General features: G+C 55.5%; 23 protein-coding genes. All 23 read right to left on the reverse strand.

Annotated elements, in window-relative coordinates:
- Positions 1-41: 41 nt before the first annotated feature.
- Complete coding sequence (locus tag F3J41_RS13275) at positions 42-509, reverse strand: helix-turn-helix domain-containing protein (protein ID WP_166711454.1); 468 nt, start codon at positions 507-509, stop codon at positions 42-44.
- Positions 510-968: 459 nt separating this feature from the next.
- Positions 969-1373, reverse strand: coding sequence for a hypothetical protein (locus F3J41_RS13280; protein ID WP_166711456.1), 405 nt, complete (start codon positions 1371-1373; stop codon positions 969-971).
- Between the two features lie 11 nt (positions 1374-1384).
- Positions 1385-4183, reverse strand: a complete 2799-nt coding sequence (locus F3J41_RS13285) for a conjugative transfer ATPase (RefSeq protein ID WP_166711458.1) — start codon at positions 4181-4183, stop codon at positions 1385-1387.
- On the reverse strand, positions 4183-4599 hold the full coding sequence (locus F3J41_RS13290; protein ID WP_104187956.1) for a TIGR03751 family conjugal transfer lipoprotein: 417 nt from the start codon (positions 4597-4599) through the stop codon (positions 4183-4185). The genes F3J41_RS13285 and F3J41_RS13290 overlap by 1 nt, the downstream gene beginning before the upstream one ends.
- Positions 4586-4846 (reverse strand): hypothetical protein, encoded by a 261-nt coding sequence (locus F3J41_RS13295; RefSeq protein WP_166711459.1) that lies wholly within the window; start codon positions 4844-4846, stop codon positions 4586-4588. The genes F3J41_RS13290 and F3J41_RS13295 overlap by 14 nt, the downstream gene beginning before the upstream one ends.
- A gap of 11 nt (positions 4847-4857) precedes the next feature.
- Positions 4858-6378 (reverse strand): TIGR03752 family integrating conjugative element protein, encoded by a 1521-nt coding sequence (locus F3J41_RS13300; protein ID WP_166711462.1) that lies wholly within the window; start codon positions 6376-6378, stop codon positions 4858-4860.
- Positions 6378-7271, reverse strand: a complete 894-nt coding sequence (locus tag F3J41_RS13305; protein WP_247656287.1) for a TIGR03749 family integrating conjugative element protein — start codon at positions 7269-7271, stop codon at positions 6378-6380. Before F3J41_RS13305 ends, F3J41_RS13300 begins: the two co-directional genes overlap by 1 nt.
- Positions 7272-7282: 11 nt before the next feature.
- Positions 7283-7927: a PFL_4703 family integrating conjugative element protein gene (locus F3J41_RS13310; RefSeq protein WP_166711466.1), complete on the reverse strand. Its 645-nt coding sequence runs from the start codon at positions 7925-7927 to the stop codon at positions 7283-7285.
- Entirely contained in the window at positions 7924-8298 is a 375-nt protein-coding gene (locus F3J41_RS13315; RefSeq protein ID WP_104187948.1) for a TIGR03750 family conjugal transfer protein, read from the reverse strand. Before F3J41_RS13315 ends, F3J41_RS13310 begins: the two co-directional genes overlap by 4 nt.
- A 9-nt stretch (positions 8299-8307) precedes the next feature.
- A complete protein-coding gene (locus F3J41_RS13320; RefSeq protein WP_104187946.1) occupies positions 8308-8670 on the reverse strand; it encodes a TIGR03745 family integrating conjugative element membrane protein in 363 nt (120 codons plus the stop codon).
- Positions 8671-8682: 12 nt separating this feature from the next.
- Complete coding sequence (locus tag F3J41_RS13325) at positions 8683-8928, reverse strand: TIGR03758 family integrating conjugative element protein (RefSeq protein ID WP_058770096.1); 246 nt, start codon at positions 8926-8928, stop codon at positions 8683-8685.
- A complete protein-coding gene (locus F3J41_RS13330; RefSeq protein ID WP_166711468.1) occupies positions 8919-9236 on the reverse strand; it encodes an RAQPRD family integrative conjugative element protein in 318 nt (105 codons plus the stop codon). Before F3J41_RS13330 ends, F3J41_RS13325 begins: the two co-directional genes overlap by 10 nt.
- 262 nt (positions 9237-9498) lie before the next feature.
- The gene (locus F3J41_RS13335) at positions 9499-10185 is read right to left on the reverse strand and encodes a hypothetical protein (RefSeq protein ID WP_166711470.1); all 687 of its coding nucleotides are present in this window, start codon (positions 10183-10185) and stop codon (positions 9499-9501) included.
- A 57-nt stretch (positions 10186-10242) separates the two neighbouring features.
- On the reverse strand, positions 10243-10569 hold the full coding sequence (locus F3J41_RS13340; RefSeq protein WP_166711472.1) for a hypothetical protein: 327 nt from the start codon (positions 10567-10569) through the stop codon (positions 10243-10245).
- 269 nt (positions 10570-10838) lie between these two features.
- Complete coding sequence (locus tag F3J41_RS13345; RefSeq protein WP_166711474.1) at positions 10839-11600, reverse strand: TIGR03747 family integrating conjugative element membrane protein; 762 nt, start codon at positions 11598-11600, stop codon at positions 10839-10841.
- Positions 11587-13698 (reverse strand): type IV conjugative transfer system coupling protein TraD, encoded by a 2112-nt coding sequence (gene traD, locus F3J41_RS13350; RefSeq protein WP_166711476.1) that lies wholly within the window; start codon positions 13696-13698, stop codon positions 11587-11589. The genes F3J41_RS13345 and traD overlap by 14 nt, the downstream gene beginning before the upstream one ends.
- Positions 13695-13823 carry a hypothetical protein gene (locus F3J41_RS23570; protein WP_255412135.1) on the reverse strand — a complete coding sequence of 43 codons (129 nt, stop codon included), beginning with the start codon at positions 13821-13823 and terminating at the stop codon, positions 13695-13697. The genes traD and F3J41_RS23570 overlap by 4 nt, the downstream gene beginning before the upstream one ends.
- Before the next feature lie 13 nt (positions 13824-13836).
- Complete coding sequence (locus F3J41_RS13355; RefSeq protein ID WP_166711501.1) at positions 13837-14481, reverse strand: restriction endonuclease; 645 nt, start codon at positions 14479-14481, stop codon at positions 13837-13839.
- A complete protein-coding gene (locus tag F3J41_RS13360; RefSeq protein WP_166711478.1) occupies positions 14481-15008 on the reverse strand; it encodes an integrating conjugative element protein in 528 nt (175 codons plus the stop codon). Before F3J41_RS13360 ends, F3J41_RS13355 begins: the two co-directional genes overlap by 1 nt.
- The gene (locus F3J41_RS13365; protein WP_088515945.1) at positions 15005-15616 is read right to left on the reverse strand and encodes a transglycosylase SLT domain-containing protein; all 612 of its coding nucleotides are present in this window, start codon (positions 15614-15616) and stop codon (positions 15005-15007) included. Before F3J41_RS13365 ends, F3J41_RS13360 begins: the two co-directional genes overlap by 4 nt.
- The gene (locus tag F3J41_RS13370) at positions 15595-16308 is read right to left on the reverse strand and encodes a TIGR03759 family integrating conjugative element protein (RefSeq protein ID WP_166711503.1); all 714 of its coding nucleotides are present in this window, start codon (positions 16306-16308) and stop codon (positions 15595-15597) included. Before F3J41_RS13370 ends, F3J41_RS13365 begins: the two co-directional genes overlap by 22 nt.
- 17 nt (positions 16309-16325) lie before the next feature.
- Entirely contained in the window at positions 16326-17177 is an 852-nt protein-coding gene (locus F3J41_RS13375) for a plasmid transfer protein (protein WP_104187929.1), read from the reverse strand.
- A 252-nt stretch (positions 17178-17429) separates the two neighbouring features.
- Positions 17430-18578: a site-specific integrase gene (locus tag F3J41_RS13380; RefSeq protein WP_166711505.1), complete on the reverse strand. Its 1149-nt coding sequence runs from the start codon at positions 18576-18578 to the stop codon at positions 17430-17432.
- Between the last annotated feature and the right edge of the window lie 268 nt (positions 18579-18846).

An 18846-nucleotide genomic window follows, 5' to 3' on the forward strand; every position in this document is an offset into this window, starting at 1 on the left:
CAGCACTCGATTTAACATAAGACTACTTTTGCGAATCGCGCTTATCGCCGCAGCATCTGCCGCAACCGCTTCTGTTGCCAGCGGCTAATCAGCCCGCGAAAAACAAACGTTCTCATACCACGAATAACCAGCAGTGCAAACCAGATCCCTGATACCCACAATGACCATACGCTGGCCGGGGCCGTAAAGTGGTTAAGAACAAGCAGTAGCGCACAAACAACGACAGCGGTAATAACCGACCGGTAAAAACGGCCTTCCTCTGCCAGGTTGCTCTTCGCTTCGGCAATTCTCTGGTCGAGCGCGTTATCGCCATGCGCGTCAGAGCCAGAAAGATCCGCAACGCTCACCTCAAATACAGCTGCAAGGGCGCTCAGTGTTTCCAGGCTGGGTTGATCGCCATTCTCAATACGCTGCACCGTGCGCACACTCAGTCCGGACAGTTCGGCAAGCTGTTCCTGGGACCATGCTCGCGCAAGACGCCGCGATCTAAATTTGTTTGTATTACTCATATTATGTCTACAAATTGAAAGTGGTCAGCGCACAGTGTTGCTCAGACAATCCTGCACGCCCACGATCGTAACCCGACAGTAACCTGACAACGGTCTGACATGCCGGTTTGAGAGTCTTGTATCCCAAACTTCAGGAGCATATACGGTCGGTTTTAACATACGAGTTCATATGCTACTTCCGCTTTTGGCACACTGCTGCCGTTTAGTTCGGGCTTCGTCATAAGATGTGAGCCATACGCCAATTTTAGTTGGCGATGGTCAGGTAATCTGCAAACGGTCGCCAAGTAAAATGCAAATGGGTAGTCAAGTCAGGTGTAATTACGCAGTCAATAAAGTAAGTTTGAAAAGGCTCAACCCGAATGAGTCAAAATAAACGCGGGCTCTATGCCGCCCGCACCCGCAGCCTGCCTGTTTGTCAGACAGTCTGAAACCGCTGCCTGACAAACAGGCAGGGCCGATTTAACTGAACACCTCGCCGTCTGTAACTCTGTCGATCTCCTTCAGCACCCATAACATATCGGTGGCATCCGGCACGCAGATATTCCAGCGCAGGCTGCTTTCGAACTCAGCTTCACCAGGCCACAGCGTGTTACCGGTTACCGTGATGAGAATATCCAGTTTTTTCCCGCCGGCATCCGTCAGATGTACCGCCACGCAGCTGCGGCGCCCAACGCGGTGAGGGAATACTGAAATCAGAACCGGCTTATCAAGCCGACTTGTGATCTGGCGCTGCAGTATTTCCAGTGAGACACTGTCGGACTGACCAATTGATGCCGTCCCCTGCGGTGGCACGGTAAAAATGACAGACGCAATCAGCGCCTTGTCCGCTACGACCACTGGCGGTGCCATAGTCAGTTTTTTCATGGGTTCCCCTGTCAGATACTCAGTCCGCGATTTTCATCAAGCTGGCGCGCAACGTGAAACGCAGCCTCAAGCTCACTGCAATTTAATTCGTTCATGATTTGTCGTCTCTCGGCTTTCTCTGGTTTTTCAGTCATCCCCAGCGCCAGGTAGAGACTGGGGGGAACCGCACGAAAGAGCGCCTGCACCTTCTCTGAAATAATGACGCCTTCCGTATATTTCCGGGGGACCTTCGTCGCTGAAAGCAGCATTTCCCGTTGTTCAGCTGTCAGCGTCTTGAAGCGGGCAATCTGCTCGACCTCCTGCGGAGGCATTACCAGACAGATCCACCACTCCGCCATGTTCAGCATTTTTTTTGCGGTATCAGGGAAATCCTCGAGGTTCTGGGTGAAAATCCAGAGCCAGGTGCCCAGCTTACGCCACATTTTGGCAATTTTTGTCGCGTAAGGTCCGAGCAGCGGGTTAGTCGTTACGATATGTCCTTCATCAATGGGCACAATAATATCCCTGTCGCTGTACTGATCGCGCTCAGCGATATTGTTGATTGAGTTAAGCAGCGAAATGACCGCAACGGCCATCTGCGCCTCATAGCCCTCACGGGCCAGCGTACCCAGGTCAACGATCGTGACATCAGCCTCTGGCCACGGGGTGCCTGGACGGTTGAAGAGTTCGCCTTCGAAGCCTTCAGTGAACATCCGGAGCGCCTCGGACATTTCTTCCGCGCGTGAACGACGTGCCGCAGTTCGCTTTTCCCGGCCGTCTTCTCCCTGGCTGCTATCCCGGGCAATATTCTGCAACGCAAACATCAGGTCTTCAGGCAACATCTGCCGGCTTTCCTCAAAAGCCGTGCGGGCGGCGATCATGATAGCCTCACGGATCATGCCACGGTCTGCGCGTGTTAATCGTGATTCTTCTGCAGCTTCTCCGCCGGTGATCATCAGGCGGGCGGCAATTTCCATTTCACCGAGTACGTCACGCTCTTCATCCTTATCTTCATCGTCATCAATATCCGGAAGAGCGTCTTCACTGATGATCAGTTCATCCGGTTTTGCCTGCATCAGCAGATGTGAGTCACCGAACGGTGCGAGAGAAATAACTTTACCGGGCTTGATACTGACCCGATGTACGCTCAGTCCCAGAGAGGCGCAGTAATCACCAAACAGGCCGAAGCTGTTGCCTGCTTCTATCAGGAAAATACGTGGGCGATAGATGGCCATCATCTGGGCAAGCTTGACCAGCGCGGTTGCGGACTTGCCGGCACCGGTTGGCCCAAACAGCATCAGATGCGCGTTCTGCGTGCGGTCATTTCTGTTAAGCGGATCGACCGAGAGCGGGCCACCGCCCCGGTTAAAGAAGGTGAAGCCCGGGTTGCCGGTGCCGGTATCACGACCATAGACCGGTGCCAGGCAGGCAAAATGCTGCACGAACATCAGGCGCGTATACCAGTTATGCCGGTCCTGTGCCGGATTAAAGCACATGGGTAATGCGCGCATATAGGTGCTGAGCGGACCGATATCATGCTCCGGGTTAACCGGCTCAAGGCCGCAGTTGAGCAGCTTGCTGCTGAGATCAAGATAGCGCTTATCCAGCGATGGAAGGTCCCGGGCTTTAATCAGCAGGGTAATGGCAGCCCGATACAGTTTATGTTTATTACCCAGGTAAGTGCGGGCTGTGGCGGCATCCTCGCGCGCGCGTAGGGAGTCCACGTTTTCACCCATTGAATCGCGGCTCAGGCGGGCAAAGTTTTCCTCCAGCTTATCCTGAGGGTGAATGACCAGCGTCAGGGCAAGCACGGTGCCCTCAGGCAGCAGGTCCATAATGGCATTGATATGTTCACCGCGTTTGACCTCTCCCGTCAGGTGACCTGTTGAGGGCGCATTACGCAGACGCGCCACGGGAACAGCTTTATGCGCCACATCATCAAACCACCAGACACCTTTCTCCCCGTCGCTGCGCGGGCGGGTGAACCACAGGCTTTCACTGAAATCGTTCAGCAGAGGTAATTCACCCGGCGCATCGTCAGTGTGTTTTGCACAACGATAAAGTGTCGCTTTATCCACCCATTTCGGATCGGGATTGAACCAGCGCAGCAGCCAGCTGTGGATCTGCTCTCCGTTCTGACGCCGGCACTGGATACCCGCACCACTCATTGCTGAGGTCAGACGATCGCAAACCTGTTTTAGCAACACCTCGGGTGCCATCGGGTCGCGATACGGTGATTCAACCCAGCGGTAAATCACCATACGTGTACGTCTGATCTGGCCGCGCCAGGGCGCACCGGTGACGGCCTCATCCAGAAACAGGCCCTTTTCGCTGGCCACGTTCTGCAGATGCCGCTCCTGCTCTGTCAGCCAGGCTTCCGTAAAAGCCGTTCCCTGAGCATTGGGCTTCACATACCCCCTGATTCCGTCCATGTAGACGGTCAGATCTGACTCGTCCTGGCAGTAAAACTGCACCACCCACTGGTGAGCATCCAGCTCCGGAAGGCTGTCCTGCAGGGCGTTTTCCACCACGTCACGAATTTCATCAAGCCGTGAGTCTGGTCGTCCCTCGGTCCCAACCGGGATCACTTCGTAAACAGCGCCGACCGATACGCCATCATCAAGCAGGATGCACTGGTGCTCAGGAAGATACTCGCCCCACGGGATGTGGTCGATAATGGAAGGCGCAGTATCATACAGCTTAGCTTCATCACGGCGGGTAAGCCGCCCCTCCCGCGTCAGCGGTTCATGCCCGTTAATGGAAAACGGACCATCTCCATACTGATGCGGCGCCTGCGCGTCGGCCCGACGGCGAAAAAGAGAAAAAGCCATTAAAGATCCTCCGTGCGCTCACCAGGCAGCGCATACTGTACCTGGCTGTAAAACGGGAAAACGGTGCTGTAGCCGGGAACCGGCGTATTGCCGTCGGCCAGGTGCGGGAACACGTACATGACCATGTCGGGATTAGGCAGGCGCGGAAACGTCTGCTGAATTTCGTTTTCCTGCGTGCGGCTGTAGCTTTCGCGCGTCTGCTGAGAAATAACGCGTTCGCTGTCCGTAACCGGACGGCGCAGTGTGGTGCGGCTTTCGCCGGTTGCATGTGTCGCAGAGGCGCCATCATTCCAGAGCTCAAGCATGCTGCTGTCTCCGGGCGGCAGCATCTCGTCTTTGGACGTGCTGCAGCCGGCCAGTAATAACGACAGCATCAGTGTCAGAGGCAACACCAGGCGGGGTTTAGCGCTGTGCATTCGCATCCTCCGTCGTTTCAGGGTCCGTAATGACTGCAGACACTCGCATCACCCGACCGTCAGGCAGGGGAAACAGCATATCCGTCTCTTCCCGGGCCAGTTTCTGGCCAACCGCAAACATGGCCCAGTCGGTCACCTCATGGGGAGAACCCTCCCACTTTCCATTATCTTTCCGGACATAACCGGCATACAGCCGTCCACTGAGTGGGGTATACCCCACCCGATACTCAAGGTTGGTGTTTTGCATTGGAATCCCCGTCAGTCCATGCCTGTGCCATTGCCGGCCAGGCTGAAGTCATATTTAACCTTGCGGCCTTTTTCTTCGTAATCGATGGCGAGCTGTCGCGTGATATGCAGCGCCACCTTCTGACCCGGCGGTACATAAATGGCGTCAAATGTCTGTCCGTAGCGGGCTTTCACCCAGTCGATCGTTTCCCGCATGCCGCCGGAAAGCGCCTTGCCCAGCACGGCCTGACCGGCATCACCCGTGAGAGTTGAAGTCACGCCACCGTAGGCGTTGGTCTGGCCGGTATTCTGATTTTCCGCCACGGCATCACCCGCCGCACCGGCGGCCGCAAGTGTGGTGATGGTTGGCAGGTAGGTTGAGGCGTTGCTTTTACGCGTGCCTGAAATGCAGGGAATGCCGTTGTCGTCTGACAGCCAGCCAATGCTGCTGTTATTACCGTTCGCGTTGCCGCTGTTCTGGCTGCCGCCACTGTTCTGGCCATCCGGAGAGGGCAGCGTCCTGACGGTGCCGTCGGTAAAGACAAACGTGATGCTGGTAATAGACCCGCGCACGCACGACAGCGTCCAGTCCCCCGTCGCGGTACCGGACACGATTGCCCCCTGAACATCGGGAAGCTCGATGCCGTTCGCCGTCAGGTTATCCCTGCCAATCATGACCTTGAAAGGATAGGGATCAGTGACTTTACCATCTACGGGAATACGCCCCAGTAAGGCGGTCATCGCCTGACTGCCTACGAGCGTGGAGTTTTCCGGAAGCGTAAATACCGGAACGGTCGCCTTCTGCGCATCCGTAAGCTGAGTCTGAACCATTGCGGTTGCTTTTCCTGCCGCCTGTTTTCCTGCTTCACCCGCTTCGGAAAACGAAGTGGCAAAGGAGAAACCGGTCGCGTTGTTTCTGTTGCTGTCGGTCACCGGCCGGCCGCTTGCATCAACGGATACCCCGTCTCTGGGCTCAACCCACTGCAGGCCATCAGAAGAAGACGATACGCCGGAAGCGCCGCTGTTCAGCCCGCTGTCGTAGCCCAGCCCGATCGGAATATCACTGCCGGGGCTGCTGGTTTTTCCGGATTCCGTGCCGGCACCGCCATTCTGCAGCTGATCCATCAGCCGTTTGACCTGTGAGCTGAGATCCGTGACCTGAGCGCTGAGCTGCTGGCGTTTCTGCGCTTCCTCATTGCGGGCATTGCTCACCGCCTGGCTGATCTGTGCGTCCACGTTGCTGTTGGTGGTTTTCAGGGCTTTATTTTCGTCAGTGAGTTTTTTGTTATCGTCCGCGAGCGAATCAAGACGGTCCTGAACTTTGCGGAAATTTCCCACCACCGTGCGAAGCGTGTCCTGCGGCGTGTCACCCTCGATCCCCGCAGCCTTGAGGTCTTCCGGCGACAGGTCTTTCAGCGCGGAACTGGTTGCGTTGCCTGTCATCGCCGGATGATTTCCGCCCCCTGAGCATGATTTCACGCCGACGACAATGGCGCCGGCCAGCACCACCGGCACGGCAATTTTAACGATGAGATTAGAGGCAGGTGCTTTCATTATTTTTTTCTCCGCTTACGGCTGTCAGCAGGCTGTTGCGACGGCGGTTCGGCAATGAATGCCCCCTCCGGGCGCCCGGACGTAACCAGATAAAGAACCGTTGTATCCTCGGGCGTACCTGCACGGCCGAGCCAGCGGTGCTGGAAGGTGGCCGTAATAAACTGCCCCTCCAGCGCGCGCGGATCGAGAATCACTTTGCCGGTTGAACGGTTACGGACCTGCAGCGCAACCACGCTGCTGCCCTGCAGGCTCCATGCTGCCATCGGTGTAACGCTGACGGGTTCTGAAGGCATCAGTGTGGTAACAGCTGACGGCAGCTTTAGTGAAACCGGATTGATACCCGGCACCGGTTCAACCGTACGCAGCGGACCATACATGTTCTGAGCCGCATAGCGGGTCAGCACGACAGGCAGAGGAGCATTGAGTTTTGCGGGCTTACGATCCTGCTGAGGAGCATCCACATCCGGCTGCTTCGCCTGACGTCCGGTGCTGTCCCCGTCGCTGCTGACGGACTGCCTGTCACTGGCAGATACGGTGGCCACTTCACCGTCATAGACAATTTTCACGGGTTCACGCGTGGTTTTACCGGGTGCCGCAGAGACATCCAGCAGGATAATCTCCCCGTTCTCTTTGTTCTGCAGCTCAAGTCGCGTCACCGGAAACGCTTCGCTGGCATCAAGATAGACCACGCCGCTGTTGCTCTGGATACGCAGCTTGTTGTTGAGCGAGGGCGGAAAGCCAACGCGCACGTTTTTATTCACAAAAACGATACGCTCCTGGCCCACCGTCAGGGGGACCTGCAGCGGGATACGCTCCCATTTCATCAGCTCGACGGCGTTCGCCATACAGGGAAAACACAGGCTGACGAGAAAAATGAGTGAATACTTTTTCATCCGGTTTCCCATCACTTTTTCTCCGGCTCAGGCAGGGTGACAGCTTCAAGCCGCTGAGGCGTAGCCGCATAGCAATCCAGCGCCAGCCCAAAGGGATTGCGCTCCGGATCACCTTCCCAGCGCACCACTTTCAGGGGATACCGGACCAGCGCGCGCTTGACCGACTCGGTGTGGTAATACTCGTCTGCCACTAAATCCAGCCGTGCGATCCAGTTGTCCTGATCGAGAATAGTGACGCTGCGGCTGCTGTAGCCCCGGCGGGGAATTTCATACACTACGCGTACGCGGTCCCGGAGTTCATCGCTGTTTTTACGCATCTCTGCGGCTTTATTCAGAAAGTCCTGGCAGGACGGCGTCAGATAAGGGCTCATCTGGGCAATTTTGGCCGGATAATCCACCTCACCATTTTTGGGCCATGAGTTCAGCTGCTGAAAGATATAGAACGCAAAGCTGTATACGGTGGACGGCGGAACCTCCCACCATTTTCGCGTGCTGCCCGATCGCAGGTCCGGTGGGTTATGGATGGTGAGTTCGGAAGGCGCGCGCATCCAGCCAATCCCCGTGACCAGCAGGCCGGCGAACAGCAGCACACAGGCGATGCGAAGCGAAATGATGTGATTATCACGCGCGGTCATACCGTTACGAAACCGGCTCATCGCTCACCTCTCTGCGGCATGGCCCGGGTTCGCTTCATCTCCCACGCCCGGCTGTCGAGTACCAGTGAACGTGAAAGGCGGGCCCGGCAGCGGATTTCCTCCAGCCGCTGCCAGATGTAATTTTCCGGCTTGCCACGTTTATAGCCAGCAATCCAGCCGCCACCCAGGAAGATGACAATGAGCGGCATCAGCAGCATGCAGGTGGGAAATGCCAGCCAGCCGATAAATGGCACCAGCGCCAGCGGCACCGCCAGTGGAATGCCGGCGACGACGCCAATGATGGCCGCCAGAAGAAACTCACCAGACGTGAAGCCTTTCCACACCACGGGCGGATTGTTCAGACGATCAGGAAGGAAGTCGATGACGGCCATGCTGGCTCCTTACAAAATGTCAGAGGCTTTAGTGGCCAGATAGATGACGGCGAGGATGAGAATGATGCCAACCACCCCGTAAAGCAGGAATTCCGTCCAGGAGCCTTTACCCTTACGGATGTCGTGGAAAGAGGTAATGACGGCATGGGCGACCGCGAGGAAGGCCCCAACGCTTATCAACAGCCCGAGTGCCAGCCCGCCCATTTTGGCGTACCCCATCATGGTGTTATAGGTGCCACCGCCACCGCCGGTCGTAGGCTGCTCAACCGGCGGGAGATCAGCAAGCGCCTGACCACTGATGAGAAAACCCGTCAGCAACAGCCCGGCGCGTGCGAATGCAGAGTGGTAAAGCCTGAGTAATGTGGATTTCATTGAGGTGTCCTTTTAGTGGAAAAACAGAAACAGCGTTGCCAGGTAAAGCACGATCAGCCTTACCGCAAGTTCATTGAACTGACGAAACGTCACGGATTTGGAGGCAATCCCGCGATAGGCCTGAACCAGCGCCCAGGCGCAGAACAGAAGAATGACGACGGCCAGCAACCCCAGAATGAGGGTGTTAAGTTGTCCGGGCGTTAGGCTGCTGCCGGTGCCGGCGCTCCACCCGTTCAGTTGCGCGCCGTTCATCGCCATGCGGGTTCCTCAGCACGATACTGGCCGGTAACAGCGGACTGCCGGGATGCGGGTTGTGCCCTGGAGGGTTCCAGATAGGCGGAAATACCCTGCTTCATGGTGGTGATATCGCGTGTCGCCTGCAGATAGTCGAAATAAAAGCGGGCATCCTGAGTCTGGTTTGCCGCGACACGGGCCCGGTCAAGCCCGGCCTGCACCTGATCCAGCTGACGCATGACCAGCGCCAGCTCGTCTTTCTCGGAGGCGTGACACTGCAGGACGGGAAGTGTGGTTATCAGCAGGGCAATGAGGTTTCTGGTGTGACGCATGAGGCTCTCCCGGTTATCTGGTCGTCGGGAGAGTGACGCAAAGCAGCGAGGCTTACAGCAGAAAATTCTTTATGTACTGTCGAAAATTTAGGTGTAACTGCCCGGGATGATTAATGTACTCAACGTGCACGCCTTTAGAGTAAGCTTCATATATAGCGCTTATCATCGCTCATTAAGAGGTGTACCAGCTCAGACTGAAACTTTCAGTCTGCTGTGAGCGAGGAACGGAGGTTCGAGATTATACCGAATCGAGCCGCCGCCGTTAATCAGTTGGACCCGCACCATTTCGCGGGGCATTATTGGTTGCCTCGCTGGGCGCATTTTTCCCTTCTTTTGCCGGAAACGTCATATCTATCCACTTCTGCAAGCCTGTGCGGACAGCAGATGTGCCATCACCGCTAGCCCAGCCATATACAGCAAACATTAATGACACCGAGAATGCTGTCGCAAAAAGTTTTGGGACGCCCGAAAACATGAATCTCAGGAACGCCATAGAATATTTCTGGATATGTTCAATAGCACCCACCGGTTTTGTGACCTGTTTGCTATATTTCTCTGCCCCCGCCAGCAGCTGATTCAACGCCGTTTTTTCAGCCGCCTTTTTGTCCTTTTCCAGAGCTTTGATCTGCTTATGGTAGTCTGCCTCTTGCTGTGCAAATATTTTATTCAAACGTGATTCCAATTCGCCATTTACCCGGGCTATATACCCATCCAGCGTATCCTTAGCGCTCTTTCGGAAAACTTCTAACTGTCTCGGCGATTTGAGGCATTGATCATGATATGCCATCAGCTCCGTTTCTATTTCTGGTTCTGTTTTTCCAGCAGCGCGGGCATTCCGGGCAATTTCGTCCTTGAACCCTTTATAAATTGCATATGAAATCAGTTGTTCGATGTTATTTGGGTCTTTTACCAGTTCGGTAAAAATCCACTGTTTAGATTGCTGAGCCATAGTTCACCAAAAACAAAAAAAAACCCCTCGTTAGGGGCTTTTGTCGATAAAGCGGAGTTACGCTTTTTTGGTTTTGCGTACCTGATTAAATGAATCCTGCATATATTGACGCCCGCTGCTCTGAGATAATACAGAGCCAGCCAGCGCGCGAGCTCGTTCAACTAAGCCTGATGCCGCTGCATTTAACGAAGCCGCATCTTTCGTGCGCCTATAAGCTCGCGCGCTTACTTTGCGTGACAGCGCACAACCATCAGGACTGTGTACCAATGGCATTTTTGAGTTAGTCGTAACGATTTTCTGTGCAGCGACATTTTCCACGGCTTTTTCAGAAATTTTGCGGATTTCTTCCGGGCTGAGGGCTGGCATACGCCGTAATGTAGTCATCTCGCACCTCCTATTTCTTTTCGTCAGTCTAACACGGGCATAAAAAAATGCATCTTTTGATGCGGACATTTGATGTTCAAATTGTTGTACTATCCCTTATCGACACTAACTTGAGATGCTTTAATCGAAAGTCTCCCATCAGATTTAATGCCCATGCCGCCGCCAGACTCAGGGCCGCCGAAACGCCGCAATCTAAAAAACATAAAAAAAGCCCGCACCAGCTGCGGGCCCTCGGGGAGCATCCCGAAAATGGTACAACGCGCGGTATCTCAGAGATACTTTTTAAATGACCCCGTTACCACCGCCAGAACGCCACCAACCAGCAGTGCTGAAGGCAGTAACAACAGATTTGGCCACACAGCTGTTGGCCATGCCAGGTAGAGCATGCAGGGACCATACAGAGCGGGTTTAATAAAGCGCTTGGCGTGGTGATAGACAAAGCTTGATTCATAGCCGGCGCCGTATCGCCGTAAGTCACGCCTGACCAGCCCGTCCACCACGCCCATTATGACAACCAGCGCAAACAGCGGCAGGCTGAGAAAAAGGATCATGACCCGGATGAAGAAAATCAGCGTGACCCAGACTGTGGCCTGAAGGTACACAGCCAGCCAGCTCACCAGTGAAGCACCCAGCCCATTGAGCGCCGGAATAAGCCCGCTGCCTTTTTCGCTCAGGGCTTTAAATGACTGCAGCCAGCCGCTGAATCCGCTGTCCACGAACAGCCACTGCCACGCTACATGCACCCAGCGGCTGACCGTCTCAACCGGAGCGGCCATCAGCAGGCTGCGCGTATACCCCTCCGACAGCCAGTGACTTTCAGCCACCATCACCCGGTAGCTGTGGGCGGCGCCTTCCTCCGGCCACAACAGCGCGATACAGGCATATTCAATCAGCAGGCTGACGAGCAGTGATCCGAGCAGCACGCCTATAAGGCCCACCGGAAAATCCCACAGAAGCAGCCCAATCGGTCCTGACTGCCGCTGGCGCGCAGGGGCGCTTCGTTGTCTGCTGTCACCATCATGCTGGGACATCCGGACCTCCTGCCAACGGCATGTCACCACCCGTCCACCATGTCTCACCGGTGTGGTAGTTTTTTTCCATATTGTCAGACAGTTGCTTAAGACTGGCAGGCATATGTGGATCGTCATTATCTGCCGGCAGCGGCATGCGAACTTTCCACAACCGCCCCCCTTCAAGTAACGCAAAGGCCTGCCCCTTTGGCAGATTGATGATATCTGCAGGGCTAATCATCGGGACTTTTACCAGACTCACCTGGTCATTAACGTTGCTGTTAAAGTCTGTTCCTTCCCCGGGACGGGAAACATCCGTGACGCCGGAAGTCAGTGTTTTCTGGTAAACGTCCACTTCAGGGAGCTGATCGGTGAGCAGCATGGCGGTGTTCTTCTCGCGCACGCGGAGCATGACCAGCGTGTTGAAGTTCCCCACCACCTGATTTGCTTTAGCCGTGCTGCCGATCCGTGCCTCGATATCGGACAGGGTCTGGGTGTACGCGGTCACCTGAAACCCGGCGCCGCCCCCTTTGTTGATGAGGGGAATGAATTCATCCCCCATCAGCTCGTTGAACTCATCGCAGTGCAGGTTGATGGCCACCTTTGCGGATTTTCCTTCCTCCTCATCGCCAAGCCCGAATTTGTAGATGTGACCGCCCTCAGAGACCAGATCGGCAAACATGCTGTTGCCGACGGCCGCGGCCACCACCGGATCAGAGAGCGCATCGAGGCCGACATACACCACGCCACGTGACTTGATGATATTGTGCCAGTCGAGAATCGGGCGCGGATCGTCCAGGTCGGTGTAATCGGGCGCGAGAAGCGCAGCCGTCTTACCGGTGGTGAGTTTCTCCAGCAGCGGCAACAGGGAGGCCACAATTTTATCGAAGTAGGTGCGATCGTACTGGACTGCGCTGCGCAGACCATCAAGCACCGGGTCCCAGAGCTTTTTCCCCTCCGGGCTGCCCAGTACCTGCTCCGATACCCAGATTTTCGCGCCGTTAGGCCTGCCCTGAAGATGACGCGGCAGGTCCTTATCGCTGATCCCTTTCTGCATCAAGGCCTCTGCGGTATTCAGCAGCTGCGGTGCCTTTTCACTCAGCAGGTTATCCACGTAGGTTTCATACAGTTCACCAATATTGGTGACATAGCGGAGAATGAGGCCGTAATCCGGTCGCTGACCGAGGGCGACCAGCGCGCGCGTGATGATATTGACGAAGCGCCAGGCAAATTCCCGGAATGCGGCGGAATTACCTTCACCGGAGAGCTGTCCGGCCACGCGTGACGCCACCTCCGAAATACGGCTGAAGCGTCCGACGGCGTTGTACCGTGCGCTGATATCGGGCCAGCCAAGATGAAAGACCCAGAAATTATCCTGACGACCCGCGCGGTGCGACTCCGCGTACATCCGGCGCAGCAGGTCAGCATCCCCTTTGGGGTCAAACACGATGACCACCTCATGATCGCCGGTGGCGTTTTTACGTCGGATATCCTGGGTGATGAGCAGCTCCGCCAGACGGGTCTTGCCCACGCGGGTGGTGCCGATAACGAGCATATGTCCGACGCGTTCGCCGAGATCGTAGGTCACCGTCGTCTCATCAGGCTCGACGCCGTGATAAATCGGGCTGCCGCCAACCGGCGGCAATGGTCGAAAAGGGTTGAGTGCCATATCTGCACGCGTCAGCCGGCACAGCCAGGGGAGGCTGTATTCCATCCTTTTTTCCATTTCGCGTGCCATGCGGTAGAGCACGGAGGGCTGCACGTAGATTTCGCATTCAGGACGACGCGCCTCCATCAGTCGCTGGGTATGACGTGCCGACCACTGGAACCCTTTGCCCAGAAAAAGATGGCGCCGGCTGACCGGGATCTGATCGCTGGTCAGCACGTAACGGGGGAGACGGCGGATATTCTGCCGGTAGCGCAAAATTTTCATGCCCTGACGGGTCCGCTTCAGGGCAATGACGCCGAAGCCGGCAGCCGTAACCCAGCTTACGGAAGGCGCGAGTGCCACCGCCCAGGGGGCGGTCAGGCATATGCAGGTCGCACTGGCCGCAACCGTAGCGGAATAGAGCTCTACCGCCGGGCGCAGCAGGGACTCCATGACATAACGATCGCTCATGAAAACTCCCTGCTGGTCTGCCACCCAGAAGAGCCGGTAAGCTTTGCGGCAGCATTCATTTTGCGGTCAACCTCTGCCGCGCTTTGCAGCAGGTTGTCATTCTTACTCGCCATAAAACCAGACATTGTTATCTCCCTCTTAATCATGAACAGTTGTGGAAGAAGCGTGTTTTTCTGTGGGAGGTTGTCGCGGGGCCTGACAATGTGACTGGGTGTTCAGGTAGTCCATCCAGCGCCGATCGCCAGCCAGCAGCCAGAGTAGCCGCTGGCCGCTGATGAGGGTGATGCCGCTGTAATGTCGAAAGGCATCCCGGCTCACCTCACCTGTACGGCAGGTATGAATAAACAGACCAGAGCAGCGTTCGCGCTCTGTCAGCAACCCGAATGCAGAAACGTGTGCCGCACTGATGGTTGCACTGTACCGCTTGGCCTGAATCAGAAAGCGGCGACCATTGATCCAGACGGTCCCATCGGCCCCCCCATCACCGCTGTAACGGGCATTGCGCTGTATACGCAGCCCCTGCCGTGACAGCGCTGTCAGTAACATCTCTTCAAACACATACGGATTCATCTTGCGAAGCCAGCTTATCCGCGCCGGCTCGTCGCGCAGCCGGGACAGGCGAAGCAGCGCCCGGGCAGCCTGTTTCTGATAGCGACGATGACGGCGCTGGGTGACAGAACGGCGCGCTGATATCAGAAGGCCCAGTGCAGTCGCAAAAGCGATTAACAGGACAAGCAGGCCACGATGCTGGCTGAACAGCTCCGGGAAAAGGGTTGCCGGCATCACTGTGAAATTCCTGTTGCGGTGATCAGCGCCGGATAATGTGTCAGCGCCAGCCGGCGGGCCAGATCTCCGCCGCTGACAGGCACCATTTCAACCGCCGGGGCTATCTGACGCAGCGATTTCAGGCTGCTTTCATCCTGCACGTTGATAATCATGCCGGTTGCCTGCATACGCATAAGCTCAGCGGCATTCAGCTGTAGCCAGCTGCGGGATGAGGGATCGTCACCCAGCACAAATACCGGTGGCATCCCCGGCAGGTTTAGTGGTCTGGCAGTCACGGTCCCTGGGGACATTTCTGGTGTGCTGACGGGCAGCATATCGGAAATGGAAAGCGACACAGGAGGCGGAGGAAGCGCTGTTGCGGCCGGATCGCCCGCAGGAGCCGCGTTAATTGCGTCGAAGAAAGGTGCGGTACTTTCACCGCCAAGATCCCCTATAACGGTGAGCGCTGCAAATGCACTAAACGTTGCCATCAGCATGACAGGGAGGAGCGTCACCGGCAGGATATTACGGATTTGAATTTTCATTGAGGTTCAATCCAGGTAAGTGTTGAACGGGCAAGGGTGACAGGCTGCTCACTGCGGGAGGGCATATCGGCTGGCGCAATCTGGCTGAGCTTGCGGCGCACTATCGCCATATAGGTTGCGGCGTGGCGCCCGCCCGCAGGGTGATGGTAGCAACCTGCAGCCTGCAGCCAGCTTCCGGGACGGGCGTCATAACAGGCCCGCAGAATACGGGCAGCAGCGCGAAGATTGGTATAAGGGTCAAATGCATCACGATAGGTGGCAAAGAAATGGCCATTCCATCCCAGATTCACCTGCGCCAGCCCGACATCGATATTTTTCAGTGGCCAGCGCTGCATGAATCCGAGCAACGCCGTGAAAGCTTCCTCCCGGGTATCATAGTGATATCCCCTGCCTGCCACGTTGATGGTCCAGGGCCACGGCTTTGCTCCCCATGCGGTACTGCGCGTACTTTCAGCCATAGCGAGCGAGTACAGCGATTCAGCAGGTACCCGCTCGGCTGCAGCAATTTCACGGTAAGCATCCGGAATGACCTGGAGTGCCGGCGCACTGTGAGCTGCCGATGCCAGCAGCAGACCAGATGCAACCATCAGAACGCGGCGAGCTGCCATCCGTTTTCCCCCTGCTGCAGAATCACAGGCATCTGCCCCTGTCCGTAACGCAGCCACAGGCCGCCGTCGTGGTTAAGTGTTATCTGGCGACTGCGAACCTTTTCCACCGGAATGTTATGCCGGATAGCCCAGGCGCGGATGGCCTCATCGCTGTTTCCGCCGACCAGATAAATATCAACCGGGCGATCGTCTGCAAGAACAGCCGCAAGACGCGCATCGCAGCGGGAGCAGTTCTCTTTAACAAACAGTGCAAGCCGTCCCTGCGTATCGTGTGCTATCCCTGCAGCATTGCTGCCCATATTTACGGCCAGCGTCTCGGGATACAGGCGGAGCCAGGCGGCATTGATCTCGCGCTGGAAGGCCAGTTCTTTTTCAGTTCGCTGATATTCATGCCTGACCCAGAGCTCGGCCAGACGACGACGCTCAGCGCTGTTGCTGGTTTCCACGCCCAGAGCAGTAAGAGGATCGAGACCGGGAGACATAATGCCGCGCTCGCCTCGCATGAGCGTCTGATAACGGCTCCAGTCGCTGTCAGAAAGTCCCCACTGCTGCGCCTGCTGCTGAGAACTTAGCGTGCCCGATGAGGACTCCTGCAGCGGGGATACGCTGCTCTGCGCTGACGGCGTCTGAACCGTTGCCGCATCTGAGAGAAATGACATCAGAATCAGCACGGCAGGTAAGCTTTTTTTAATCACTGATCTATCTCCGTTCATTCAATATTCAGCCGTTGCTGGCTGCCGTTAACCGTAAAGAGCGCGGTGCGACTTCCCTCTGTTGACCGGAGTGTCCATCCAAGCAGGGAATCACCTGGTGAAAGCAGGCGCATGGCGGATATCTGTGAAGCACCGCGCGGAATGACAACGGCGAAGGTCTGCCCGCCACGGCGTTCAATGCCGGTCAGCACAAACGGTGCAGCCAGCGTCACCGTGCGCCTGGCTGACCGGTTAATCTTTTTTGCAGGTGTCGCCGCGCGGGTTTTCGCTGCTTCAGTGGCAGTCCGGCTCTTCTCAGGATCAGCCGCTTTCTGCGCCAGCTGCCGGTTGAGCTCACTCAGTGCGGAGGATGACTGCTGAACATCGTGCTCCAGAGAACTTAAGCGCGTCTGCAGCTGAGCAACCACCTGGCCGTTGCTGCTGCCGGCATCCTGCAGCTGACTGACTGCGTTTTTGAGGCTGGCCTGTTCATCACCGGCCGACTGCAGTTCCGCAGGGAGTGAGGCTAAGGCGGCTGTCTGATGCTCAAGTGTTTTCAGGCGCGCTTCCATTGATGAGACATTGGAGGCAAGCTGACCAATCTGGCCGCTGCGAAACGCCGCATCGAGTGTGTTAACGCGTATAGTCAGGTCTGATACCTGACGCCCCATGACAACCAGCGCGATCAGGGAACCCGTCAGACTGACAGTAAGCAAAACGATGCTGCCACCTTTGATGATTTTTCGGTGGTTAAACGGAAGCCGGATTCGGGGCTTATCCGCAGCGACGGGCTGCGCCTCTGACTCTCCGGCCTGATGTTCAGGAGCGTCAGGGAGCAGTTCCTCGGGCGAGGCATGACTGAGTGACATACAGGGATTCCTTATGGCTGCACAGCAGAACGGCCATAAGGTGCAAAAATGCGCGACGAATAACGATGGTTAACTCATTAGCCGTTTGTGAAAATTTCTGGAAGACGCTGGCAAGCCGGAAATCAGCAGTGAAAATTAACGGTTAGATGGGTGAAAAAGCCGCATGCCAACTCGTGGGATGCGGTGACAAAACACCATCAGATTGTTGCTTTAGTTGGTACTCCTGACTTTTTGCAAATGCTTTTGCAATGTTTAGGCAGCAAGAAATGATTCTTTAGTCACAAAAGGGTTTATTAAAACAAGTTTAGGGTCCCGAACGTTAATCTCCCCCGGTGGTGGGAGTCTTTTGCCTGCTTGCGCTGCGATTGCCTGAATACGCAGGAGACTTGCCCCTGCTGACAGAACCGCCTCTTCCCGGGTTGGAGCTTTAATAATCGTATGCTCAAGATCGGTGAAACGCAGAAAGTATTGCCCCTCCACCTCTTCGATCTCTGCAGGATAAGGTATGAAAATTGTCGCAAGTTTTTGTGCCTGACGGCGGCGTGCGTCAAGCTTATTAACCAGCTGTGTGGCGCGCAGGTGAGTATATCGTTTGAGCATGTTCATACTTTTATGTCCTGAAATGGCCGCTACCTCCATGACATTCAGGGTGCCAAGCTCGAAGAGCCGGCTAATCGCCTCGTGGCGAAGGTCATGAAAGTGAAGATCATCTATACCAGTTTCAGACAGGAGGGTACGCCAGGCGCTTTTGAATCCATTGGATGTGTAACTGAATACTGGTCCAGAAACCGGCCCAGCGAACTCTTTCAAGACCTGCCGGGCCTTCCAGGAAAGAGGAACATCTCTGGCTGTACCATTTTTTGTCAAGGGCAAATGAGCCACCCCCATATGCAGATCAACGTGCTCCCATCTCAGTGAAAGTATTTCACCCTGACGCATGGCCGTTTCTAACGCGATTTGAAAAATGGCGAGGAGTTGTTCATTTTTATTACGAAGAGCATGTTTAATACGACGTTCCTCTGTGGAGGTCAGACGTCGGGTGCGCCCTGGAGAGGCGGCAGGTTTGCGTACATGTTCAACTGGATTATGAGAGCAGGTTCCCCATTCAATACGTGCAAGGTTAAATAGTGCGGAAAGTAATGCCAGTTCCAGCCTGACAGTATTTGCACTGATATTTCGGCCAGTACGAGGACTGATTGTGCTGAGCCTGGAATCACGGTAATCCGCAATATCTACAGATGAAATTTCATCCATGAATTTCATGGCCAGAGCAGACCGTTTTAACACGTTGATTCGATAAAACTCCTGTAGATGTCCGCGCTTATGCACAGAGACGCTGCTGAAATATTTATCCAGGGCCTTTCCCAGAGCCATTTTTTTTATCCGATTCCTGACCGCCATCATACTCCCCTGAAAAATCAGGAAAGATATCACATGTTTGAATTACATAACTGTCAATCCGGTGTGTGGAAGGCAAATGCCGGATCGACTTTAAGGGTATGTGCGAACTACTGTGGAGGTAACTGGCCACTTGAAATTGGAAAAGTAAATCATGATGGCGACTGGTCCTCCTGGAATACACTTGGAGAGGGGTGTGGTGGTTCATATTCTAAGAACTGGTTGGTACCTGTTTTTTGCAGCATTAACTGACTGTCAATCCGGTGTGTGG

Origin of the sequence: Pantoea sp. Ap-870 (assembly GCF_011752515.1) — a bacterium.
GTDB lineage: Bacteria > Pseudomonadota > Gammaproteobacteria > Enterobacterales > Enterobacteriaceae > Pantoea > Pantoea dispersa.

Bases quoted from the DNA above. Each gene is read 5' to 3' on its own strand.
- traD (WP_166711476.1), bottom strand. From the start codon at position 13,698: ATGAGCGATCGTTATGTCATGGAGTCCCTGCTGCGCCCGGCGGTAGAG.
- F3J41_RS23570 (WP_255412135.1), bottom strand. From the start codon at position 13,823: ATGTCTGGTTTTATGGCGAGTAAGAATGACAACCTGCTGCAAAGCGCG.
- F3J41_RS13340 (WP_166711472.1), bottom strand. From the start codon at position 10,569: ATGACTACATTACGGCGTATGCCAGCCCTCAGCCCGGAAGAAATCCGC.
- F3J41_RS13285 (WP_166711458.1), bottom strand. From the start codon at position 4,183: ATGGCTTTTTCTCTTTTTCGCCGTCGGGCCGACGCGCAGGCGCCGCAT.
- F3J41_RS13315 (WP_104187948.1), bottom strand. From the start codon at position 8,298: ATGGCCGTCATCGACTTCCTTCCTGATCGTCTGAACAATCCGCCCGTG.
- F3J41_RS13310 (WP_166711466.1), bottom strand. From the start codon at position 7,927: ATGAGCCGGTTTCGTAACGGTATGACCGCGCGTGATAATCACATCATT.
- F3J41_RS13360 (WP_166711478.1), bottom strand. From the start codon at position 15,008: ATGAAAATTCAAATCCGTAATATCCTGCCGGTGACGCTCCTCCCTGTC.
- F3J41_RS13345 (WP_166711474.1), bottom strand. From the start codon at position 11,600: ATGTCCCAGCATGATGGTGACAGCAGACAACGAAGCGCCCCTGCGCGC.
- F3J41_RS13290 (WP_104187956.1), bottom strand. From the start codon at position 4,599: ATGCACAGCGCTAAACCCCGCCTGGTGTTGCCTCTGACACTGATGCTG.
- F3J41_RS13305 (WP_247656287.1), bottom strand. From the start codon at position 7,271: ATGAAAAAGTATTCACTCATTTTTCTCGTCAGCCTGTGTTTTCCCTGT.
- F3J41_RS13355 (WP_166711501.1), bottom strand. From the start codon at position 14,481: ATGCCGGCAACCCTTTTCCCGGAGCTGTTCAGCCAGCATCGTGGCCTG.
- F3J41_RS13280 (WP_166711456.1), bottom strand. From the start codon at position 1,373: ATGAAAAAACTGACTATGGCACCGCCAGTGGTCGTAGCGGACAAGGCG.
- F3J41_RS13275 (WP_166711454.1), bottom strand. From the start codon at position 509: ATGAGTAATACAAACAAATTTAGATCGCGGCGTCTTGCGCGAGCATGG.
- F3J41_RS13375 (WP_104187929.1), bottom strand. From the start codon at position 17,177: ATGTCACTCAGTCATGCCTCGCCCGAGGAACTGCTCCCTGACGCTCCT.
- F3J41_RS13335 (WP_166711470.1), bottom strand. From the start codon at position 10,185: ATGGCTCAGCAATCTAAACAGTGGATTTTTACCGAACTGGTAAAAGAC.
- F3J41_RS13365 (WP_088515945.1), bottom strand. From the start codon at position 15,616: ATGGCAGCTCGCCGCGTTCTGATGGTTGCATCTGGTCTGCTGCTGGCA.
- F3J41_RS13300 (WP_166711462.1), bottom strand. From the start codon at position 6,378: ATGAAAGCACCTGCCTCTAATCTCATCGTTAAAATTGCCGTGCCGGTG.
- F3J41_RS13320 (WP_104187946.1), bottom strand. From the start codon at position 8,670: ATGAAATCCACATTACTCAGGCTTTACCACTCTGCATTCGCACGCGCC.
- F3J41_RS13295 (WP_166711459.1), bottom strand. From the start codon at position 4,846: ATGCAAAACACCAACCTTGAGTATCGGGTGGGGTATACCCCACTCAGT.
- F3J41_RS13330 (WP_166711468.1), bottom strand. From the start codon at position 9,236: ATGCGTCACACCAGAAACCTCATTGCCCTGCTGATAACCACACTTCCC.
- F3J41_RS13325 (WP_058770096.1), bottom strand. From the start codon at position 8,928: ATGGCGATGAACGGCGCGCAACTGAACGGGTGGAGCGCCGGCACCGGC.
- F3J41_RS13380 (WP_166711505.1), bottom strand. From the start codon at position 18,578: ATGGCGGTCAGGAATCGGATAAAAAAAATGGCTCTGGGAAAGGCCCTG.